Source organism: uncultured Nocardioides sp., from assembly GCF_947489365.1.
In the GTDB taxonomy this organism is placed as follows: Bacteria; Actinomycetota; Actinomycetes; order Propionibacteriales; family Nocardioidaceae; genus Nocardioides.
Window position 1 is genome coordinate 253,260 of the sequence record NZ_CANLDB010000006.1, and the last position, 20,494, is coordinate 273,753.

The following is a 20,494-nucleotide window of genomic DNA, read 5'->3' on the forward strand; positions in this document are numbered from 1 at the left end:
GACCCCTCAGCGGGCGGGCCACCGGTCGTCGGGACGTTCCAGGCCGTAGTGCTCGCGCAGGGTGCGGCCGGCGTACTCGTGGCGGAACAGGCCGCGACGCTGCAGCAGGGGGACGACGTAGTCGACGAAGTCCTCGAGCCCCGCGGGCAGCAGGGGCGGCATGATGTTGAAGCCGTCGGCCGCGCCGCTGGTGAACCACTCCTCGATGACGTCGGCGATCCGCTCCGGGCTGCCGGTCACCGTGAAGTGGCCGCGGGCGCCCGCGAGCTTGTCGAGCAGCTCGCGCAGCGTCGGCTTCTCCGCGGCCACGAAGTCCCGGATCAGCACCGCGCGGCTGCGGGAGCCCTCGACCTGCTCGGCGGGCGGGAGGTCGGCCGGGGTGAGCCGCTGGTCGAGCTCGAGGTGCGAGAGGTCGGCGCCACCGAAGCGGGAGGAGAGGTGGTGCAGCCCGACGGAGGTCAGCGACAGCTCGCTGAGCTCGCGGGCGAGCTGCTCGGCCTCGGCGTCGGTCGAGCCCAGGACCGGGGACAGCCCGGGCAGGACGAGCAGGCCGGACTCGGGGCGCCCGTGGCCGCGCACCCGCGCCTTGAGGTCGGCGTAGAACTCGCGGGCGGAGCCCACGTGCATGTGCGCGGTGAAGACGGCCTCGGCCCACCGGGCGGCGAAGTCCTTGCCCGGCCCGGACGACCCGGCCTGCACCAGGACGGGGTGGCCCTGGGGCGGCCGCGGGATGTTGAGCGGGCCGCGGACCTGCTGGTGCGGGCCGACGTGGTCGACCCGGCGGATGCGGTCGACGTCGGCGTACGTGCCGGTCACCGGGTCGTCGACGACCGCGTCGTCGGCCCAGCTGTCCCACAGCGCGGTGACGACCTCCATCACCTCGTGGGCGCGGACGTAGCGCTCGTCGTGCCCCAGCTCCTCGTCTCGGCTGAAGTTGGCGCCCGCCTCCTTGGCCCAGGAGGTGACGATGTTCCACCCTGCACGACCGCCGCTGAGGTGGTCGACGGAGGCGAACTGCCGGGCCAGGTTGAAGGGCTCGGTGTAGGTGCTCGACACCGTGCCGATGAGTCCGAGCCGGGTGGTGGCGCCGGCCAGGGCCGCCAGTGCGGTGATCGGCTCGAGCCCGGCCGTGGCGCGGTTGCCGACGTGCTCGCCCAGGACCAGGTGGTCGGCGAGGAACATCGAGTCGAAGCGGCCGCGCTCGGCGACCTGCGCCAGCTTCGCGTAGTAGCCGAGGTCGGTCAGTGACTCCCCCGTCGACCGGGGGTGCCGCCAGGAGGCCTCGTGGTGGCCACGGCCGTGGATGAACAGGTTGAGGTGCAGCTCGCGGGTGCTCATGCGGTCTCCCTGAGTCGGGTGGAGGTGTCCTCGTCGACACCGAGGGCGGCGAGGAGGCGCCGCCTCTCGGCCAGCAGGTCGTCGGCGGTACGAGGGGTCGGACGGTGGTCGAGGACGACGCGGCCGTCCTCCAGGACGAGCACCCGCTCGGCGAGCGCGAGGGCCTCGTCGACGTCGTGGGTGACGAGGACGACGGTGGGCCGGTGCTCGGCCACGAGCCGGCGCAGCAGCGCGTGCATGCGCAGCCGGGTGAGGGCGTCGAGCGCCCCGAACGGCTCGTCGGCGAGCAGCAGCTCGGGCTCGCGGACCAGGGCGCGGGCGAGGGCCACGCGCTGCTGCTCTCCCCCGGACAGCGCGCTCGGCCAGTCCTTCTCCCGTCCGGCGAGACCGACGTCGGCCAGTGCCGTCGCCGCGGCATCGCCGACGCCGTCGCCGCGCAGCCCGAGGGTCACGTTGTCGGCGACCGAGGCCCAGGGGAGCAGCCGGGAGTCCTGGAAGAGGACCGAGCGGCGCGCGGGCACCTGGATCCGTCCGTCGCCGGCGACGTCCCCGTCGAGACCTGCGAGGGCCCGCAGCAGGGTCGACTTGCCCGATCCGGACCGACCGATCAGGCAGACGAACTCCCCCTGCTCGATGTCGAGGCCCGCGACGTCGAGCACGGTCCTGGGCCCGTAGCTGCGGGTCAGGTCACGCAGGCGCACCGCACTCATGAGCCCATCCCCTTCCGGTAGGACAGCGCTCGGCCCTGGACGACGCGCACCAGCGCGTCGGAGGCGAGGCCCAGCACGGCGTAGATGACGAGGCCGACGACGATGACGTCGGTCTGCCCGAAGTCGCGGGCGCGGTTCATGACGTAGCCGATGCCCTCGGTGGCGTTGATCTGCTCGAGGACGACGAGCGAGGTCCAGCACATCGTCACGGCGAGCCGCAGGCCGGTGAGGAAGCCGGGCAGGGAGCCCGGCAGCGCGATGCGGCGGATGAACTCCGCGCGGCCGACGTCGGTGGTCTGGGCGAGCTCGACGTACCGCTGGTCGATGCTGCGCAGGCCGGCGTGGGTGTTGAGGTAGATCGGCACCAGCACCGCGGTGGCGATGACGGCGACCTTCATGGTCTCGCCGATGCCGAGCCAGAGGATGGCCAGCGGGATCAGCGCGAGGGTCGGGATCGCCCGCTTGATCTGCACGAGGCTGTCGACCGCGGCCTCGCCGCTGCGGGTGAGGCCCGAGAGCAGCGCGAGGCCCAGGCCGAGCGCCACCCCGATGCCGAGGCCGAGGTAGGCGCGCCGGGCGGAGGCCGCGACGTGCGGCAGGAGCTCACCGGTGGTGAGCATCTCCCACCCGGTGGTGACGGCGGTGAGCGGCGAGGCGAGCTGCTGCTCGGGCAGCAGGCCGGTCGAGGAGGCGACCTGCCACACCACGAGGGCGACCAGCGGGCCGATCCCGAGGCCCAGCGCGCCGAGCTGACGTGGGGCCAGCCGTCGCAGCCGGACGTGGGAGTCCGCGCCGGCCAGGGCGTCGTGGCGGACCTCGGGCGCGGGACGGATCGGGGTCGTGGTCATCGCGTGGCCTCCCCGTCCTCGGTCCGACCCGCCCCGCCGGCCCCGCCCTGCTCCATCTCCGCGACCGTCTCGGTCACCACATCGTTGAAGGTGGTGGCGAACTGCTCGGAGGCGTCGAGCGGCTCGGGGAGCTCACCGGCGTCGTAGATCGCGTCGACGAGCACCTGCTGGTCCGCGATCAGGTCGTCGTCGAGCTCGGGGAAGCTGAGGTCGCCCTCCGCCTCGACGATCTCCCGCCCCTCCTCGGGCGTCAGGGCCTGGGTGTCGACGTAGTAGGCCTGCACCCACTCGTCGGGGTTGTCCTCGGTCCACCGGCTGGCGAGCATCCAGTGCTTGACGAAGTCGCGGATCGCCGCGGCCTTGGCGTCGTCCGCGAGGGCGTCACCGCTCGCGTAGAGGTAGGACAGCCCGGAGGACACGTCCGCGATCTCCGACTCCGGCACCTGCGAGGCGCCCGGCAGCTCGAGGTAGCGCGAGAGGTACGGCTCGTTGAGGGCGGCGACGTCGACCTGCCCGTCCTTCAGCGCGTCGGGGCTGGTGGCGACGTCGAGCGGGACGAGCTCGACGTCGTCGGTGCTCAGGCCCGCCTTCTCGAGGGCGCGGAGCACGTAGGGCTGACGACCCGTGCCCTCGGAGTAGGCGATCTCGAGGCCCTCGAGGTCGTCGAGGGTCTGTACCTCGACGCCGGGGGCCACCGCGAGCTGGTAGTCCGGCGAGGTGTAGCGGTTGGCCGCCACGATGGGCACCACCTCGCCCGCGGCCTGCGCCTGGATCGGCGGGGTGTCCCCGACGAACGCGAGGTCGACGGCGTCCGCGCGGATCGCCTCCAGGATCTCGGGGCCGCCGCGGAAGTTCGCGAACTCGACGTCGGCCGCGAGCTGGTCCTGCTCGCCGGAGGCGTCCAGCTGGGTCTGCACCAGCTCGCTCTGGTCCGCGAACGTGAGTGCGGTGCCGTCCGGCACCTCGGTGGGGACCGGCTCGGAGTTCAGGGCGGCGAGGTCGAGCTCCTCGCCCTGGCCCGCGCACCCGGTGAGGCCCGCCACCAGGAGGAGCGCGGCCAGCGGGCCGGCACCCCGGGCGGTGCCGCGCCGGGCGGGGCGGCGGGTGGGCGTGGGTCGAAAGGACATGCGGTCGTCTCCCGAGATCGTCGTACCGAGCGAATCTCGACAGTAGCCATCGACTTAGTGGGAAAATCAAACCCGGACGGCCCGATCGCCATCGGCGTCACCTGTGGGGGCGCCAAGGGGTGCCAACCGACCGCGAGCGGGGCAGACTCCCGCCATGCCGTACGACGAGGCGCTGGCCGACCGGGTCCGTGAGCTGCTGCCCGGGGCACGGGAGCAGTCGATGTTCGGCGGCCTCGGGTTCCTGCTGCCGAGCGGTCACATGGCGGTCTGCGTGAGCGGGCGGAACACCGGCCTGCTCGTCCGCGTGGAGCGCGAGGACGCCGAGACGCTGTCCGCCGTGGACGGCGTCGAGCCGATGGAGATGGGCGGGCGGGCCTCACGGACCTGGCTGGTCGTCGCCCCCGGCCTGCTCGGCGAGGACGACGACCTGGAGGCGTGGGTGCGCCGCGGCGAGTCCGTCGCCGCGGCGCTCCCACCCAAGGAGTAGCCCGAGCAGCAGCTCAGACGAGCTCGACGCCCGTCGCCTCCCGGATCTGCTCCTCGGTGACACCGTCCGCCAGCTCGACGAGCTTCAGCGCGCGGTCGCCGATCGTCCCCGAGGGGGCGACCTCGCCGGTGGCGGGGTCGATCACGTCGATGACGCCGAGGTCGGTGATGATCCGCTGCACGACCCGTTTGCCGGTGAACGGCAGGGTGCACTCCGACACGATCTTGTGCGCGCCGTCCTTGGCGGTGTGCTCCATCAGGACGATCACGCGCTTGGCGCCGTGGACGAGGTCCATCGCGCCGCCCATGCCCTTGACCATCTTCCCGGGGATCATCCAGTTGGCGATGTCGCCGACCGCCGAGACCTGCATCGCGCCGAGGATCGCGGCGTCGATCTTGCCGCCGCGGATCATCGCGAAGGAGGTCGCGGAGTCGAAGAACGACGCCCCGGCGCGCAGGGTGACCGTCTCCTTGCCGGCGTTGATGAGGTCGGGGTCCTCGTCGCCGTCGTACGGGTAGGGGCCGACCCCGAGGATCCCGTTCTCCGACTGCAGCACCAGCTCGACGCCGTCCGGCACGTGGTTCGGCACGAGCGTCGGCAGGCCGATGCCGAGGTTCACGTAGGAGCCGTCGGTCAGCTCCGAGGCCGCCCGCGCGGCCATCTGGTCCCTGTCCCACGCCATGTCAGGCCCCCTCGCCGCGCTCGCGCACGGTCTTCTTCTCGATCTTCTTGTCGGCGGCCTGCCCGGGCGTGAGCGCGACGACCCGCTGCACGTGGACGCCCGGGGTGTGGATGCTGTTGGGGTCGAGCTCGCCCGGCTCGACCAGCTCCTCGACCTCGGCGATCGTCACCCGGCCGCACATCGCGGCGAGCGGGTTGAAGTTCTGCGCGGAGTCGCGGAAGACCAGGTTGCCGTGACGGTCGCCCCGCCAGGCCCGCACCAGGCCGAAGTCGGCGACGATCGCCTCCTCCAGCACGTACTGCCTGTCGCCCTCGGGTGTCGCGAACACCCGGACCTCCTTCGGCGGCGAGGCGAGGACGACGGTCCCGTCGGCGTCGTACCGCCAGGGCAGGCCGCCCTCGGCGATCTGCGTGCCGACGCCCGTCGCGGTGTAGAACGCCGGGATGCCGGAGCCGCCGGCGCGCATGCGCTCGGCGAGGGTGCCCTGCGGCGTGAGCTCGACCTCGAGCTCGCCGGAGAGGTACTGCCGGGCGAACTCCTTGTTCTCCCCGACGTACGAGCTGATCATCCGGCGCAGCCGCCCCTGCATCAGCAGCCGGCCGAGGCCCCACTCGTCGACGCCGCAGTTGTTCGACACCGCCTCGAGGTCGTCGGCGCCCTGGTCGAGCACCGCCTCGATCAGCACCGACGGCACGCCGCACAGCCCGAAGCCGCCGACCGCCAACCGCGAGCCGGGGCCGATGTCGGCCACGGCCTCGGCCGCGCTCGCCACCACCTTGTCCACGCTGGTCCTCCCTCGTTGGATCCGTGGGCCCGAGCGTGGTCCACGTCACCGACAACGGTCAACGGAGCGCCACGGCACCTCTCGGACGGCGGACCGTGGTGGACGTCGGCGTCCGCCCACCGGACGCTAGGGTCGGCCGGGTGGAGTCCCCCGCTCACGTCGTCGGCCGCGCCGCGGGCCTGCTGCGGGCCCTCGCCGCCGGGGAGCCCGACGGCCTGAGCACCACCCGGGCTGGCCAGGAGGGCGACCTCCCCCGACCGACCGCCCACCGCCTGCTCGGCGACCTCGCCGCCGAGGGTCTCGTCGAGCGCGGGGACGACGGCCGCTGGCGGCTCGGTCCCGAGCTGTGGCTGCTGGGTCGCGCCGCCGCCCGCCGGTACGACGTCGTCGGCCTCGCGCGCCCCGCCCTCGCGCGACTCACCGAGGCGACCGGCGAGAGCGCCTTCCTCTCCGCTCGTCGCGGCGAGGAGACGGTCTGCCTGGCCCAGCAGGACGGCAGCTTCCCGATCCGCAGCCATGTCCTCCACGAGGGCATCCGCTTCCCGCTCGGCGTCGCCTCCGCGGGCCTGGTGATCCTGGCCCACCTCCCGGCGCCGCAGCGGACGGCGTACCTCGACGCCGTCGACCTCGCCGCCGACTTCGGCGTCGCCCACGACCGCCCGGGCCTGGAGCGGCGCGTCCGGGCCACCCGTCGCACCGGGTACGCCGTCAACCCCGGCCTGCTCGTCGAGGGCAGCTGGGGCATGGGCGCCGCGGTGTTCGACGCCGACGGCGCGCCCGCGTGGGCGCTGTCGCTCACCGGCGTCGCCTCCCGCTTCGGCCCCGCCCGCCGCGCGTCCTACGGCGAGATGCTGCTCCGCGAGGCCCACGACCTCACCCAGCGTCTGCAGCGCTGACCGGTCCCGGCGCACCGGGGCGGACGTCAGTAGGGTCGCCGGGTGAGCGACTGGCCCGACGTGAGGCTCCACGTCGTCACCGGCAAGGGCGGCACGGGCAAGTCGACGGTCGCGGCGGCCCTCGCCCTGGCCCTCGCCCACGGCGGACGCGACGTCCTGCTGTGCGAGGTCGAGGGGCGGCAGGGCATCGCGCGGATGTTCGACGTCGAGCCGCTGCCCTACGAGGAGCGGCGCCTCGCCACGGGCCTGCCGGGCCGCCGGGGCCGGGCGGGGACGGTCCACGCGCTGCACGTCGACCCCGAGTCGGCGCTGCTGGAGTACCTCGCGCTCTACTACCACCTCGGCCGCGCCGGGCGGCTGCTCGACCGGTTCGGGGTCGTCGACTTCGCCACCACGCTGGCGCCCGGGGTCCGCGACGTCCTGCTCACCGGCAAGGTCTTCGAGGCCGCCAAGCCCGGCGGGCGCCGCGGGGGCGGCCGGGCGTACGACGCCGTCGTCCTCGACGCGCCCCCGACCGGCCGGATCGTGCAGTTCCTCGGGGTCAGCTCCGAGCTCGCCGGGCTCGCGAAGGTCGGCCCGGTCAAGCACCAGTCGGACCTGATGATGGGGCTGTTCCGCTCCGAGGCGACCGCCGTGCACCTCACCACCGTCCTCGAGGAGATGCCCGTGCAGGAGACGGCCGACGGGATCACCGAGCTACGCGCGGCCGGGCTGCCGGTGGGCGGCGTCGTGGTCGACATGGTCCGTCCCCGCGACCTCGACGACGAGCACCTCGCCGCCGCCGGGGCGGGCGCCCTCGACCCCGGCGGCGTCGAGCACGACCTGCGCGCGGCCGGCCTGGACGACGAGGTCGCCGACGGCCTCGTCGACGTGCTGCTGGCCGACGGCCGCGACCACGCCGTACGACGGCGCCTCGAGGACGCCCAGCGGGAGCGGCTCGCCACGCTGGGCCGGCCGACGTACGAGCTGCCCCGCCTGGCCGGCGGCGTCGACCTCGGCGCCCTCTACGAGCTCGCCGGCCTGCTGCGCGAGCAGGGGATGTCGTGAGCCGGCACCGGCCCCGCGTCGGCCCGCGCTCCAGCGGCGGCGAGCAGTCGCCCCACCTGGACGTCGACGCGCTGCTCGCCGACCCGACCACCCGGATCGTCGTCTGCTGCGGCTCCGGGGGCGTCGGCAAGACGACCACCTCGGCGGCGCTCGCCCTGCGGGCCGCCGAGCAGGGCCGGAAGGTCGTCGTCCTCACCATCGACCCGGCGCGCCGGCTGGCCCAGTCGATGGGCATCGAGGAGCTCGACAACACCCCGCGGCCCGTGGTCGGGATCGACGCCGCGGCGGGCGGCACGCTCGACGCGATGATGCTCGACATGAAGCGCACCTTCGACGAGGTGGTCGAGTCCCAGGCCAGCCCCGACAAGGCCGCGCAGATCCTGGCCAACCCGTTCTACGTCGCGCTGTCGAGCTCGTTCGCGGGCACGCAGGAGTACATGGCGATGGAGAAGCTCGGCCAGGTGCACCGCGACGCCGAGGCCGACGGCACCTACGACCTCGTCGTCGTCGACACCCCGCCGTCCCGCTCCGCTCTGGACTTCCTCGACGCCCCCGAGCGGCTCAGCTCGTTCCTCGACGGCCGCTTCATCCGGCTGCTGCTCGCCCCCGCGCGCGGGCCGGCCCGGTTCATGACCGCGGGCCTCGGGCTGGTCACCGGCGCCGTCACCAAGCTGATCGGCGCCCAGGTGCTGCGCGACATGCAGACGTTCGTCGCCGCCTTCGACACCCTCTTCGGCGGCTTCCGGGCCCGCGCGGAGCGGACCTTCGCGCTGCTGCAGGCCGACGGGACGGCGTTCCTCGTCGTCGCCTCGCCCGAGCCGGACGCGCTGCGCGAGGCGGCGTACTTCACCGAGCGGCTGGCGGACGACGCGATGCCGCTCGCGGGCCTCGTGGTGAACCGGTGCAGCGCCCGACCCGGCGGAGGGGCCGCGGTGCTGAGCGCCGACGAGGCGGTGGCGGCGGCGACCCGGGTCGGCAAGCGCGACCCCCGCTCGGTGACGACGGGGCTGCTGCGCCTGCACGCCGACCGGGCGCGGGCGGTGGAGCGGGAGGAGCGGCTGGTGGAGCGGTTCGGTGCCGCCCACCCCGACGTCCCGGTGGTGGCGGTGGCGGCCCTGGCGGGCGACGTCCACGACCTCGACGGGCTGCGGGCGGTGGGCCGGCTCCTCGCCGGCGGCTGAGGCCCCTCTCCCAGCCGCCGACGGGGCCGTCTCGCAACCGCACTGAGGCGGGCGAGGCTCAGGTGGTCCGGGCGGACCTCAGGTCGCTGACCTCAGGTCGCGGGGACCGTGTGCTGGGCGCGGGCGGTCTCGAGGACCTCGCGCCACGAGGAGACCTTGCGGCGACGCAGGAGGGCGCGGCGCTCGCGCTCCGTCATGCCGCCCCACACGCCCCACTCGATCTCGTTGTCGAGCGCCTCCGCGAGGCACTCGGTCCGGACGGGGCAGCTGGCGCACAGCTGCTTGGCCTTGTTCTGCTCGGCCCCCCGGACGAAGAGCTGGTCGGGCTGCGCCTGCCTGCAGAGAGCGGCGGGCGCCCAGTCCTCAACCCACATGATGGTCCTCATTCCCCACGACGCTTGCCCGAGATGCTGGCCAGGTCTCTCCCGGCGTGAATCAAGATTAAGTTCCGCAAGGAATCCTCAACATTCACCGAACGGTTCTGCATCTCTAGTCACAAAGGACTAGGCGACACCGCGACGATCCGGGGTACCTGGACCCGCTCCCGTATTCTCGGCGGCATGTCACGGCCAGCATCCGAGCGTCCGCGCCCGCTCCGCATCCTCTCCCACCTCGGGGTGATGGTGGCGGTGGCGGCAGTCATGGGCGTGATCGTCGCCGGGCTGGCCATCCCCTTCGCCGGCGTCCTCGGCCTGGGTGCGCGCAACGTCGCCCAGTCCATGGAGGACCTGCCGGAGGAGCTGGAGACCGAGGCTCTCCCCCAGCGCAGCAAGATCGTGGACGGCGCCGGCAACACGATCGCGAACGTCTTCGACGAGAACCGCATGTCGATCAAGCTCACCGACGTGTCGCCGAAGATGCGTGAGGCGATCGTCGCGATCGAGGACTACCGCTTCTACCAGCACGGCGCGCTCGACCTGCGCGGCACGCTGCGCGCGCTCGTGACGAACCAGGCCAGCGCGGGCGTCGTCCAGGGTGGCTCCTCCATCACCCAGCAGATGGTGAAGCTGACCCTGCAGCAGCAGGCCGACACCCCCGAGGAGCGGGCCGCGGCGAGCGACGACACGTACGCGCGCAAGCTCCGCGAGCTCCGCTACGCCATCGCCTTCGAGGACAGCTACTCCAAGGACTGGATCCTCGAGCGCTACCTGAACCTCGCCTACTTCGGCGACGGTGCCTACGGCATCCAGGCCGCCTCGGAGACCTACTTCGACAAGGACGCGGGCGACCTCAACGTCAAGGAGTCGGCGATGCTCGCCGGCCTCGTGCAGAACCCGTCGAACTACGACCCGACGAACTCCCCCGACCGCGCCCTGCAGCGCCGCAACATCGTTCTGCAGCGCATGGCCGACCTCGACGTCATCAGCCAGAAGCAGGCCCGCAAGACCAAGAAGCGTGACCTCGGGCTGAACGTCAACAAGCTGCAGAACGGCTGCGTGAGCTCCAAGGCGGCCTTCTTCTGCGACTACGTCCTGAAGTACCTCGCCGACGACCCCGACCTCGGCAAGAACCCGGCCGAGCGTCGCGAGACGATCCTCACCGGCGGGCTGACCATCCGGACGACGATCGACCAGCGCTTCCAGGCCGCGGCCGACGAGGCCGTCGCCGGCACGGTGTTCCCGACCGACCAGGCCATCGGCGGCATGGCGATGGTGGAGCCCGGCACCGGCGCGGTCCGCGCCCTCGCCCAGTCCCGTCCGATGGGCGCCGACCAAGCGGCCGGCGAGACGTACCTCAACTACGTCGTCCCCCAGCGGTACGGCGACTCGAACGGCTTCCAGCCGGGTTCGACGTTCAAGCTCTTCGTCATCGCCGCCGCCCTCGAGCAGGGCATGTCGCCGTACGAGTCGATCAGCTCGCCGGAGACGGTGTCGGTCGACCTCGGCACCTTCCCGACCTGCGACGGCGACTACTACCCCAGCACCGAGATCTGGAGCCCGTCGAACTCGACCTCCAGCGGTTCGATGAACATGTACTCCGGCACGCAGAACTCGGTGAACACGTACTTCGTCCAGCTCGAGCAGCGGACCGGTCTGTGCGACCCGTACAACCTGGCCAAGGAGATGGGCGTCGAGTTCGATCCGGCCGACATCGACAAGGAGATGGTGCCGGCGTTCACGCTCGGTACCGGCAACGTGAGCCCGCTGGAGATGGCCGAGGCCTACGCCACCTTCGCGGCCCGCGGCGAGCACTGCGCCTCACGCCCCGTCATCGACATCGCGGACGCCGGCGGCACCGTGCTGAAGACCTACGACGAGGACTGCAGCCAGGTCCTCGAGGAGAACACCGCCGACCGCATCAACGACATCCTCCGCGGCGTCATGGAGGGCGGCTTCGGCTCGGGCCTCCAGCTGACTCAGCCCTCGGCCGGCAAGACCGGGACGACGCAGGACGGCAAGTCGGTGTGGTTCAACGGCTACACCCCGAACCTCGCCACCGCCGCGATGATCGCCGGCGCCAACGAGTTCGGCGAGCCCATCCCGCTGGGCGGCATCCCGGTCGGCGGCGCGTACCGCAGCATCTCCGGCTCCGGCTTCGCCGGCCCGATGTGGGCCGAGGCCATGCGCCAGGTCGACCCGCTGATCGACGACCCGGACTTCGTCCCGCCCGCGGGCTGACGGGACGTTCCCGGAGATCGAGGCGCGAGGCCGGCCACGGCCGAGCCACGAGATCCCGTGAGCGACCTCACCGGGTCTCGTGGCTCGGGCCTGGCGGCCCTCACACCTCGACCACCGGACGAGAGCCTGGCGGCCCTCACACCTCGACCGCCGGGGTCGGCGGTCGGCCCTCAGCCCAGCTGGCGGCGTACCTCCGCGGCGACGGCGCCGCCGTCGGCGCGGCCCTTGGTCTGCGGGGTCACGACGCCCATGACGCGGCCCATGGCCTTCATGCCCTCGTCGGCGACGCCGGCGTCCGCGATGGCCTTCTCGACCAGCGCGGCGATCTCCGCGTCGGTGAGCGGGGTGGGCAGGTAGTCGGCCAGCACCCCGGCCTCGGCCCGCTCGCGCTCGGCGCGCTCGGGGCGGTCACCGTCGTCGAAGGCGGTGGCGGCCTCGCGGCGGCGCTTCGCCTCGCTGCTCAGGACGCCGACGACCTCGTCGTCGGTGAGCTCCTTGGCCTCCTTGCCGGCGACCTCGGCGTTGGTGATCGCGGTCAGCGCCATGCGCAGGGTCGAGGCCCGCAGCTCCTCCCGGGCCTTCATGGCCGTGGTGAGGTCGGTGCGGAGTCGGTCCTTCAGGGCACTCATGGTGCTCATTGTGACAGCCTGGCCCGATGGCTCCCACGCGGTTTCTGGCCCGCTCCGCCCTGGCGCTGGGGGCCGTCGGGACGGGGGTCGCGGCGTACGCCGCCGCCGAGGCGCGGGCCTACACGCTGCGCCGCTGGGACGTGCCGGTCCTGCCCCCCGGCCACGCGCCCCTGCGGGTCCTGCACCTCTCCGACCTCCACCTGACGCCCGACCAGAGGGCCAAGCGCGAGTGGGTACGACGCCTCGCCGACCTCGGCCCCGACATCGTCGTCGACACCGGCGACAACCTCGCGAGCCTGAAGGCCCTCGACCCGCTGCTGGACGCGCTCGGCCCGCTGCTGGCCGTCCCCGGCGTCTTCGTGCTGGGCTCGAACGACTACTTCGCGCCGGGCTTCCGCAACCCGCTGCGCTACCTCCTGCCGGACGACGGCCGCCGCAACACCCGCACCGCCCCGCTGCCGTGGCGGGAGATGAAGGCCGCGATGACCACCGCGGGCTGGCTGGACCTCACCAACACCGGCGGCGCCCTGACGGTCGGCGGCACCCGGCTGAGCTTCGTCGGCGTCGACGACCCCCACCTGTCGTACGACGACCTCGCCGCGGTCCGTGGCGGCGCCGACCACGACGCCGACGTGCGGGTCGCGGTGGCGCACGCGCCGTACCTGCGGGTGCTGGACGCGTTCGCCGCCGACGACCACGACCTGGTCCTCGCCGGCCACACCCACGGCGGCCAGGTCTGCTTGCCGTACGTCGGGGCGCTGACCACCAACTGCGACCTCGAGCCCGCCCGGGTCAAGGGCCTGCACCGCCACCCCGCGGACTCGGTCCCCGGACAGCCCGGGTCGTCGTACCTGCACGTCAGCGCCGGTCTCGGCACCAACCCGTGGCTACGCTTCCGCACCGCCTGCCGCCCCGAGGCCAGCCTGATCACCCTCCTGCCGCGGACCGGCTGAGGGCGATGCCGGGAGCACCCCGCGGCTCGGGTATGCTCGCGGACGCCCGCGCTGGTGCGATCGTGCGGGCATCGGGCTGTGGCGCAGCTTGGTAGCGCGCCTCGTTCGGGACGAGGAGGCCGCAGGTTCAAATCCTGTCAGCCCGACTTCACGGTGGAGGATCCCCTCGGGGGTCCTCCACCGTCACGTCCGGGGCGTCACGGCCCTCCTGGGCCGCCGCTCAGGTCGTCGGTGAGACCACGGTGAGCGGGTTGTTGCAGATCGGGTCGCAGCTCCAGGTGGCCCACTCCTCCGCCTCCTCGTACGACGACCCGGTCGAGCGGGCGACGTCGAGCGCGACGGTGCCGTCCCCGACGAGCCGCCACAGCACGAGGTCGTCGTACCCGTCGCCGTCGACATCGCTGACCGCCGGCGTCAGCTGGACCTCGGACAGCGGGTCGACCTCGCCGGAGAACCACTCCGTGTCGGCGACCTCGCCGTCCTGGACCTGCCACACCCGGATCGTGCGACGACCTCCGGTCGTGGTCACCTGGACGAGCTCGTCGACGCCGTCGCCGTCCGCGTCGCCGGTCCGGGTCAGCACGAGGTCCCGCGGCCCGAGCGAGGGTCGCGGCTCCCCGGCGGCCTCGAACCCGTCGTCGGTGCGCAGCAGGACCTGCACGGTGCCGGTCTCGCCGTCGGCGGGCTGCAGGTGGGCGAGGTCGACGCGGCCGTCCCCGTCGTAGTCGCCGGGCTGGAGGTAGCCGCCGGACAGGTCGGGCAGCTCGACCTGCTCGCGGGGGCCGAACTCGCCGTCCCCGGTGCTCGGTGAGGTCTGGAAGACCAGCCGTCCCGCGGTGTCGGTCCCCCAGAACGAGAGGTCGTCGAGCCCGTCGCCGTCGACGTCCCGGACGACGGTGTACAGCTGCGTGAGCGCCAGCGGCGGCGTCGAGGAGTCGACCGTCTCCCCGCTGCCGAGCTCGACGGAGACCCGCGACGTGACGTCGGCACCGCGGGAGACGACGACGAGGTCGGGCAGGCCGTCGCCGTCGACGTCCCCGCGCAGCGGCAGCCCGCGGGTCCCGGCGGAGTCCTCGGGGCCCAGGAACCGCGAGCCGTCCGAGACGAACGTGAACCGTTGCGCGTCGCGTGAGCGCCCGATCTGCAGCACCAGGTCGCCCAGCCCGTCGCCGTTGATGTCGGCGCCCGGGTCGGGGGCCGGTTCCTCGGTCTCCTCGCCCGCGGCGACCTCGGTCGTCTCGTCGTCCGTCGGGTCGCCGCCCTCCCCGCGCGGCCACAGCGCGACGCCGGTGGCGAGACCGGCGACGAGCAGGACCGCGGCGGCCCCGGCGAGCACCAGGCGGCCGCGTCGGGGTGGGCCGGAGGCGAGGGCCGCTGCCCCGGGCTCGCGGCCCGCGGCGATGTCGGCCAGCGCGGCCCGCACCACCTCGGCGGACGCCGGCCGCTGCTGCGGGTGCTTCGCCATCGTCGCGGCCAGCAGCCGGTCGACCGCCCGGACCAGCGGGTCGGAGCCGCCGAGCTGCGGCACGGGCGCACGGTGGTGGGCGTCGGCGACGGCGTACTCGCTGCCCGTGTACGGCGGCCGCCCGGTGAGGGTCGCCCACAGCAGGCAGCCGAGGGCGTAGAGGTCGGACGCCGGGGTGCCGGGTCCGCCGTCGATGCGCTCGGGGGCCATGTAGCCCCAGGTCCCGGACACCCCGCCGGTCCGGGTGAGGGGAGCCGCCTGGGCCGTCGGTCCGGTGACCGTGGCGATGCCGAAGTCGCACAGCGTGGCGAACAGCCGCGGCTCATCGGGGTCGCGGAGCAGCACGTTGGCGGGCTTCACGTCGCGGTGGACCACGCCCGCCGCGTGCGCGTCACGCAGCGCCTCGGCGACCTGCGCGACGACGTCCGCGGCCATCCGCAGGGGCAGCGGCCCGCGGGTGCGCAGCAGGGAGTCCAGGTCCCCACCGCGGACCAGGCGGGTGACCAGGTACGGCGCCCCCTGCGGCCCGGGAGGGTGCTCGCCGTGGTCGAAGACATCGATCACGTGCGGCGACTCGAGCCGCGCCAGCGCGGTCGCCTCCCGGTCGAAGCGGGCCCGGAACGCCGGGTCCTGCGCCAGGGCCCGGGACATCACCTTCACCGCGACCTCGCGCTGCAACCGCGTGTCCGTGGCGGTCATGACCACGCCCATGCCGCCCTCGCCGAGGACGCCGTCCAGCCGGTAGCGCCCGACCATGTCGCCCACCTGGGGGTGTGCCATCCGTCCTCCCGCTCCGCCGCACGTCGGGACAACCCTGCCCCACGGCGTACGGGCCCACACCTCCGCGCGACGCCTCGGGCCGCGGTCGGACGCCAGTGGAGGAAAGCAGGTGTGAGGACGCCGCGGGGTGGGAAGGTGACGGGTGTCCGCCCACGACCCGCACCCGCGGGCCCACGAGAGGTCACCATGTCGCTCACCCGCCGTCTCGCCGCCATCGGCGCCCCCGTCCTGCTCGCGTCCGCCCTCACCGGGTGCGGCGTCGGCGGCCCGCCGACCGACGCCAGCGCCGAGGACTACTGCAACGCGCAGATCGGTCTCTTCCAGTACATCGTCGAGAACTCCACCGGCGGCGAGCAGCCGCCGGCCGACGAGGTCTTCGACGAGCTCCAGAGCTCCGTCGACGAGCAGGAGGAGGTCGGCACCCCCGAGGACATGCCGGACGACGCCCGCGCCGCCTGGGAGGAGCAGATCGAGGCGACCCAGGAGGTCGACGAGGATGACTTCACCGAGGCCTACGAAGGCGGGGACCCGCAGGACCTCGAGGAGGAGCTCGGCGGTGACGAGGAGGGCGCCGACGCCCTCAACGACTACAACCAGGACACCTGCGCCAGCCAGCTGCAGGACCTGATGGGTGACGTCCCCACCCCCTGATCGACCTGGTCCACCTCGTCGACTGATCGACGCCCGGCACCACGCCGGACCGAGCCACGGCCGCTGGCGCCGCCCTCGCGGGTGGCGTCAGCGGCCGTCGTACGCCGCCTGGAGCTCGCCGATGTCGAACGCCCGGCCGTCGACGGCCATGAAGCAGGCGGTCACCCGCGCCACCCGCTCCGGGTCGGGGTCGCGCAGCATGTCGTTCAGCACCCGCGGCACGACCTGCCACGAGAAGCCGTAGCGGTCGGCGATCCACCCGCACGGGCCGGGCCGGCCCTCCTTCGCGAGGTGGTCCCAGATCCGGTTGACCTCGGCCTGGTCGTCGAGGCTGAGCTCGAACGACACCGACTCGTTGGGCGTGAAGTGGGTGTCGGTGCCGTTGAGCAGGCAGAACTGCTGGCCCGCCAGGGTGAGGACGACGACCATCCGCGTCCCGGCGTGCTCGCCGGCGTCCGGCCCGTAGTCGAGCGTGTGCACGACCTCGCCCCCGAACGCGTCGAGGTAGTACTGCGCGGCGGCGTCCATGTCCTCGCCGTTGATCCACAGCGTGGGGGTGATCGGTCCCATCTCGTCCTCCTGGTGTCGGGTGTGGAGGAATGGACCAGCGTGTCGTCCGTGACTCATCGGACACGTCACGGACGACACGCTCCGGCTTCTCCACAGGTGAGCCGGCGTCACGGAGCAGGGAGGCGCCCGGTCGGGCCACCCTGTCGGCGTGACCGATCCGACCGACCCACCCGCGCTGCGCGCGCTCATCGCGTCGCAGGACGGCGTCGTCGCGCGGTGGCAGGTCGAGGCGCACGGGCTGCGGCCGCACGAGATCGAGCGGCGTCTGCGACGACGACTGTGGGTGCGCCAGGCGCCGGGTGTCTACCTCGACCACACGGGCGTGCCGACCTGGCGGCAGCGGGCGTGGGCGGCGGTGCTGCCGTGCTGGCCGGCGGCACTGCTCGGTCGCTCGGCGGTCCACGCGGCCGAGGGAGCAGGGCCCGACGACGAGGTGATCCTCGTCGCGATCGACCGCACCCGCTGCCGCCGGGCGGACCCTCCCGGCGCGAAGGTCCGACGTGTGGTCGACCTCGACCGGCGGGTCCAGTGGAACACCGGGCCTCCCCGCCAGCGGTACGAGGACGCCGTCCTCGAGGTCGCCGCCTGCGCCAGGGACGAGGCGTCCGCGGTGGCCGCGCTCACCCGCGCGGTCGGGAGTCGCCGGACGACGGCCGCCCGGCTCTCCGCGGCGCTGGCCTCGCTGCGCCGGGCACCGCGACGCGCGTTCCTGGAGGCGGTGCTCGACGACATCGCCGGAGGCGTGTCCTCCGTGCTGGAGCGGGCCTACCTGCAGCGGATCGAGCGCGCGCACGGCCTGCCGCGCTCGAGGTGGCAGGTGCGTGCCGACACTGCCGCCGGCGTCGTCTACCGCGACGCGACGTACGAGGGCGGAGCCGTCGTCGAGCTGGACGGCCTCGCGCACCACACCTCACGGGAGGACCGGGACGCCGACCTCCAGCGCGACCTCCTCCACGCGGTGGACGGCGGCGCCACCACCCGCCTCGGCTCCCGCCAGGTGCTCGTCGACTCCTGCGCCACCACGGTCCTGCTCGTGCGGTTCCTGCGTCGGCACGGCGTGGCGGTCACCCCGCACCCCTGCGGGAGCGGTTGTCCCGTCCCGGGAGCGTGTCGTCCCTGACTCATCCGGTGCGTCACGGACGACACACTCCGCGGTCGGCGGCCGTACACCTGCCGTTCGACACGGTGGGCCACGGTGCTCCGGGCCGCCGAGAGCCGGCGGCCGCTCTCGGGAAAGAAGACCCTGCATGCGCCTGCGCACCCGCGCCCTGTCCGTCTCGCTCACCGCCGTGCTCGCCGGCGTCGCGACCACCCTCAGCCTCGCCCCGGCGTACGCCGCCCCCGGTGGCCCCGGTGGCCCCGGTGGCCCCGGCAAGGACGACGTCGTGGTCGTCGCCCACCGCGGCTCGTCGGGCGCGGCGCCGGAGAACACGCTCGCCTCCGCCCGGCAGGCGCTGCGCGACCGCGCCGACGAGATCGAGAACGACATCCAGCGCACGTCCGACGGCGTGCTGATCCTCGTGCACGACGCGACCCTGGCCCGGACGACGGACGCGGAGCAGGTCTTCCCCGACCGCGCCCCCTGGACCGTCGGCGACTTCACCCTCGCCGAGATCAAGAAGCTCGACGCCGGGTCGTGGTTCTCGCCCGCGTTCGCCGGCGAGAGGGTCCCCACGCTCGCCGAGTGGAGCAGGGTCGTCGGCCAGCGCGCGCGGATGCTGCTCGAGATGAAGAACCCCGGCCTCTACCCGGGCATCGAGCAGGACCTCGAGCGCGCGCTGGCCACCGACCCCCACCTGCGCACCGCCGAGAAGCGCGACCGGCTCGTCGTGCAGTCCTTCGACATCGCCTGGATGCGGGGTTACGAGCAGGTGGACCCGGCCGTCGAGAAGGGCCTGCTCTACGGCCGTACGCCCACCGCCGCCGACATCGCCGCCGCCCGTCCGTGGGCGGAGTGGATCAACCCCTCGCAGCGGGTGATCACCGAGGCCGACGTCGACGCCATCCACGCCGCGGGCCTGGAGACCAGCGTCTACACCGTCAACGCCGAGGCCGACATGCGCCGCCTCATCGCCTGGGACGTCGACGCGATCATCACCGACGTCCCGCCCGTGCTGCAGCGGGTGCTGCGCGAGAAGCGCTGAGCCCGGCCCCGTCCGGGGCCGCTACGGTGCTGCGATGACGCTCGCCGACTTCAACGCGGCCCCGGACGACGAGGCGACGGCGCTGCTGCTGGCCTGCTGCGACGTGCCGCGGTGGGCGGACGCCGTCCGCGCGGGTCGCCCGTACGACGACGTGGCCGGCGCGCTCGCCACCGCCGACGCCGCGGCGCGGGCGTTCAGCGCCGACGAGGTCACCCGTGCCCTGGCCGCCCACCCGCGCATCGGGGAGCGGGCGAGCGGTGGGAGCTCCGAGGCGGCGTTCTCCCGTCGGGAGCAGTCGGGCGTCTCGACCGCGGCCGACGTCCAGCAGGCGCTCCTCGAGGCCAACGTCGCCTACGAGGAGCGCTTCGACCGCATCTTCCTCGTCTGCGCGAGCGGGCTGTCCGCCGAGGAGGTCCTCACCGCGGCCCGGACCCGCCTCGGCAACGACGACGAGACGGAGGCCGCGGTCGTCGCCGACGAGCTGCGGCGCATCGCCCTGCTGCGCCTCGAGCGCAGCCTCGACCCCGAGGAGCAGCCGTGAGCGAGTCGTCGAGCAGCCGGGGCGTGCACCTCGGCGCGAACCAGTACGGCAAGGCCGAGAACCGCGTGGTCCGCGTCGTCCGCGACACCGCGCGCCACGAGGTCCGCGACCTCACCGTGTCGACCTCGCTGCGCGGCGACTTCGCCGCCGCGCACACCACGGGCGACCAGGCCGACGTCCTGCCGACCGACACCCAGAAGAACACCGCCTTCGCGTTCGCCAAGGAGAAGGGCATCGGCGCGATCGAGGACTACGCCCTCACCCTCGCCGACCACTTCCTGGAGGCCACCCCCGCCGCCACCGGCGCCCGCATCGAGGTCCTCGAGCACACCTGGGCCCGGCTCGAGGTGGACGGCGCCGGGCACGACCACGCCTTCGCCCGGGCCGGGTCCGACGTGCGGACGACGGTCGTCAACGTCGAGGGCCGCGGCGAGGAGCGGGTCGCCCAGGTGCTGTCGGGGATCTCCGACCTCGTGGTCATGAAGACGACCGGGTCGGCGTTCCGGGGGTTCCTGAAGGACCGCTACACGACCCTGCCCGAGACCGACGACCGCATCCTCGCGACCTCGCTCGTCGTCCGGTGGCGCCACGACCCCGCGGCGGTCGCGGCGGCCGGCGTCGCCTGGGACGCGTCGTACGCCGAGGTGCGCCGGGTGATGCTCGAGGCGTTCGCCACCACCCACAGCGAGGCGCTGCAGCAGACCCTGTACGCGATGGGCGAGGCCGCGATCGCCGCCCGCGACGAGGTGGTCGAGGTGCGGTTCTCCGCGCCCAACAAACACCACTTCCTGGTGGACCTGGCGCCGTTCGGCCTGGAGAACCCCGGGGAGGTGTTCATCGCCGCCGACCGGCCGTACGGCCTCATCGAGGCCTCGGTGCTGCGTGACGGTGCGCCGGACCCGGGCGCGGCGTGGCACGCGGTGCCCGGCTTCTGCTGACTGCTCCCCCGGGTCCCGGGGCACCTCTGACTCGATTCCTCACCGCATCCGACCTACGGTGTAAGCCGGATGTGTGAAGCAGACCCGAGCGGGGGACCGTCCTCG

At 73.6% G+C, this 20,494-nt stretch carries 21 protein-coding genes and 1 tRNA gene; 12 read left to right on the forward strand and 10 right to left on the reverse strand.

What is annotated here, in order from left to right; genetic code table 11:
- Window positions 1-6: 6 nt before the first annotated feature.
- The 4 genes from Q0858_RS17070 to Q0858_RS17085 are packed head-to-tail and all read right to left on the reverse strand — an operon-like array spanning window position 7 to window position 4,023.
- Window positions 7-1,338, reverse strand: a complete 1,332-nt coding sequence (locus Q0858_RS17070; protein WP_299056941.1) for an LLM class flavin-dependent oxidoreductase — start codon at window positions 1,336-1,338, stop codon at window positions 7-9.
- Window positions 1,335-2,048 carry an ABC transporter ATP-binding protein gene (locus Q0858_RS17075; protein WP_299056944.1) on the reverse strand — a complete coding sequence of 238 codons (714 nt, stop codon included), beginning with the start codon at window positions 2,046-2,048 and terminating at the stop codon, window positions 1,335-1,337. Before Q0858_RS17075 ends, Q0858_RS17070 begins: the two co-directional genes overlap by 4 nt.
- Window positions 2,045-2,896 carry an ABC transporter permease gene (locus tag Q0858_RS17080; protein WP_299056947.1) on the reverse strand — a complete coding sequence of 284 codons (852 nt, stop codon included), beginning with the start codon at window positions 2,894-2,896 and terminating at the stop codon, window positions 2,045-2,047. Before Q0858_RS17080 ends, Q0858_RS17075 begins: the two co-directional genes overlap by 4 nt.
- Complete coding sequence (locus Q0858_RS17085; RefSeq protein WP_299056949.1) at window positions 2,893-4,023, reverse strand: ABC transporter substrate-binding protein; 1,131 nt, start codon at window positions 4,021-4,023, stop codon at window positions 2,893-2,895. The genes Q0858_RS17080 and Q0858_RS17085 overlap by 4 nt, the downstream gene beginning before the upstream one ends.
- Before the next feature lie 154 nt (window positions 4,024-4,177).
- Here Q0858_RS17085 and Q0858_RS17090 point away from each other — a divergent pair, with 154 nt between their 5' ends.
- On the forward strand, window positions 4,178-4,510 hold the full coding sequence (locus tag Q0858_RS17090; protein WP_299056951.1) for a TfoX/Sxy family protein: 333 nt from the start codon (window positions 4,178-4,180) through the stop codon (window positions 4,508-4,510).
- Window positions 4,511-4,523: 13 nt separating this feature from the next.
- On the opposite strand, the gene Q0858_RS17095 is transcribed toward Q0858_RS17090, so the two are convergent.
- Together Q0858_RS17095 and Q0858_RS17100 are read right to left on the reverse strand one after the other, a co-directional pair.
- Complete coding sequence (locus tag Q0858_RS17095) at window positions 4,524-5,192, reverse strand: 3-oxoacid CoA-transferase subunit B (RefSeq protein ID WP_299056954.1); 669 nt, start codon at window positions 5,190-5,192, stop codon at window positions 4,524-4,526.
- 1 nt (window position 5,193) lies between these two features.
- A complete protein-coding gene (locus Q0858_RS17100) occupies window positions 5,194-5,976 on the reverse strand; it encodes a CoA transferase subunit A (protein ID WP_299056957.1) in 783 nt (260 codons plus the stop codon).
- A gap of 140 nt (window positions 5,977-6,116) precedes the next feature.
- Between Q0858_RS17100 and Q0858_RS17105 the strand changes: the two genes are divergently transcribed.
- From Q0858_RS17105 to Q0858_RS17115, 3 genes are read left to right on the forward strand one after another with little or no spacing between them, the layout of a single operon-like run.
- On the forward strand, window positions 6,117-6,872 hold the full coding sequence (locus Q0858_RS17105) for an IclR family transcriptional regulator (protein ID WP_299056960.1): 756 nt from the start codon (window positions 6,117-6,119) through the stop codon (window positions 6,870-6,872).
- Window positions 6,873-6,914: 42 nt separating this feature from the next.
- Window positions 6,915-7,919: an ArsA-related P-loop ATPase gene (locus Q0858_RS17110; RefSeq protein WP_299056963.1), complete on the forward strand. Its 1,005-nt coding sequence runs from the start codon at window positions 6,915-6,917 to the stop codon at window positions 7,917-7,919.
- Window positions 7,916-9,100 carry an ArsA family ATPase gene (locus tag Q0858_RS17115; RefSeq protein ID WP_299056965.1) on the forward strand — a complete coding sequence of 395 codons (1,185 nt, stop codon included), beginning with the start codon at window positions 7,916-7,918 and terminating at the stop codon, window positions 9,098-9,100. The genes Q0858_RS17110 and Q0858_RS17115 overlap by 4 nt, the downstream gene beginning before the upstream one ends.
- A 92-nt stretch (window positions 9,101-9,192) precedes the next feature.
- Here the strand turns inward: Q0858_RS17115 and Q0858_RS17120 are convergent, their stop codons facing one another.
- Window positions 9,193-9,474, reverse strand: a complete 282-nt coding sequence (locus Q0858_RS17120; RefSeq protein ID WP_299056968.1) for a WhiB family transcriptional regulator — start codon at window positions 9,472-9,474, stop codon at window positions 9,193-9,195.
- 186 nt (window positions 9,475-9,660) lie between these two features.
- Here Q0858_RS17120 and Q0858_RS17125 point away from each other — a divergent pair, with 186 nt between their 5' ends.
- On the forward strand, window positions 9,661-11,718 hold the full coding sequence (locus Q0858_RS17125; protein ID WP_299056971.1) for a transglycosylase domain-containing protein: 2,058 nt from the start codon (window positions 9,661-9,663) through the stop codon (window positions 11,716-11,718).
- A gap of 170 nt (window positions 11,719-11,888) precedes the next feature.
- On the opposite strand, the gene Q0858_RS17130 is transcribed toward Q0858_RS17125, so the two are convergent.
- On the reverse strand, window positions 11,889-12,347 hold the full coding sequence (locus Q0858_RS17130; protein WP_299056973.1) for a GatB/YqeY domain-containing protein: 459 nt from the start codon (window positions 12,345-12,347) through the stop codon (window positions 11,889-11,891).
- 26 nt (window positions 12,348-12,373) lie between these two features.
- Here Q0858_RS17130 and Q0858_RS17135 point away from each other — a divergent pair, with 26 nt between their 5' ends.
- Complete coding sequence (locus Q0858_RS17135) at window positions 12,374-13,300, forward strand: metallophosphoesterase (protein ID WP_299056975.1); 927 nt, start codon at window positions 12,374-12,376, stop codon at window positions 13,298-13,300.
- A gap of 72 nt (window positions 13,301-13,372) precedes the next feature.
- A tRNA-Pro gene (locus Q0858_RS17140) sits at window positions 13,373-13,446 on the forward strand.
- A gap of 74 nt (window positions 13,447-13,520) precedes the next feature.
- Here Q0858_RS17140 and Q0858_RS17145 read toward each other — a convergent pair.
- Window positions 13,521-15,545, reverse strand: coding sequence for a protein kinase (locus Q0858_RS17145; RefSeq protein WP_299056977.1), 2,025 nt, complete (start codon window positions 15,543-15,545; stop codon window positions 13,521-13,523).
- A 186-nt stretch (window positions 15,546-15,731) separates the two neighbouring features.
- Here Q0858_RS17145 and Q0858_RS17150 point away from each other — a divergent pair, with 186 nt between their 5' ends.
- Window positions 15,732-16,196: a hypothetical protein gene (locus Q0858_RS17150; RefSeq protein ID WP_299056979.1), complete on the forward strand. Its 465-nt coding sequence runs from the start codon at window positions 15,732-15,734 to the stop codon at window positions 16,194-16,196.
- Window positions 16,197-16,283: 87 nt separating this feature from the next.
- Here Q0858_RS17150 and Q0858_RS17155 read toward each other — a convergent pair whose 3' ends face one another.
- On the reverse strand, window positions 16,284-16,766 hold the full coding sequence (locus Q0858_RS17155; protein ID WP_299056981.1) for a VOC family protein: 483 nt from the start codon (window positions 16,764-16,766) through the stop codon (window positions 16,284-16,286).
- Between the two features lie 148 nt (window positions 16,767-16,914).
- Here Q0858_RS17155 and Q0858_RS17160 point away from each other — a divergent pair, with 148 nt between their 5' ends.
- From Q0858_RS17160 to pucL, 4 genes are all read left to right on the forward strand, one after another.
- Entirely contained in the window at window positions 16,915-17,886 is a 972-nt protein-coding gene (locus Q0858_RS17160; protein ID WP_299056982.1) for a hypothetical protein, read from the forward strand.
- A 127-nt stretch (window positions 17,887-18,013) separates the two neighbouring features.
- Window positions 18,014-18,910, forward strand: coding sequence for a glycerophosphodiester phosphodiesterase family protein (locus Q0858_RS17165; protein ID WP_299056984.1), 897 nt, complete (start codon window positions 18,014-18,016; stop codon window positions 18,908-18,910).
- 34 nt (window positions 18,911-18,944) lie between these two features.
- The gene (uraD, locus tag Q0858_RS17170) at window positions 18,945-19,451 is read left to right on the forward strand and encodes a 2-oxo-4-hydroxy-4-carboxy-5-ureidoimidazoline decarboxylase (protein ID WP_299056987.1); all 507 of its coding nucleotides are present in this window, start codon (window positions 18,945-18,947) and stop codon (window positions 19,449-19,451) included.
- Window positions 19,448-20,389 carry a factor-independent urate hydroxylase gene (gene pucL, locus Q0858_RS17175; protein ID WP_299056995.1) on the forward strand — a complete coding sequence of 314 codons (942 nt, stop codon included), beginning with the start codon at window positions 19,448-19,450 and terminating at the stop codon, window positions 20,387-20,389. Before uraD ends, pucL begins: the two co-directional genes overlap by 4 nt.
- Window positions 20,390-20,494 lie beyond the last annotated feature (105 nt).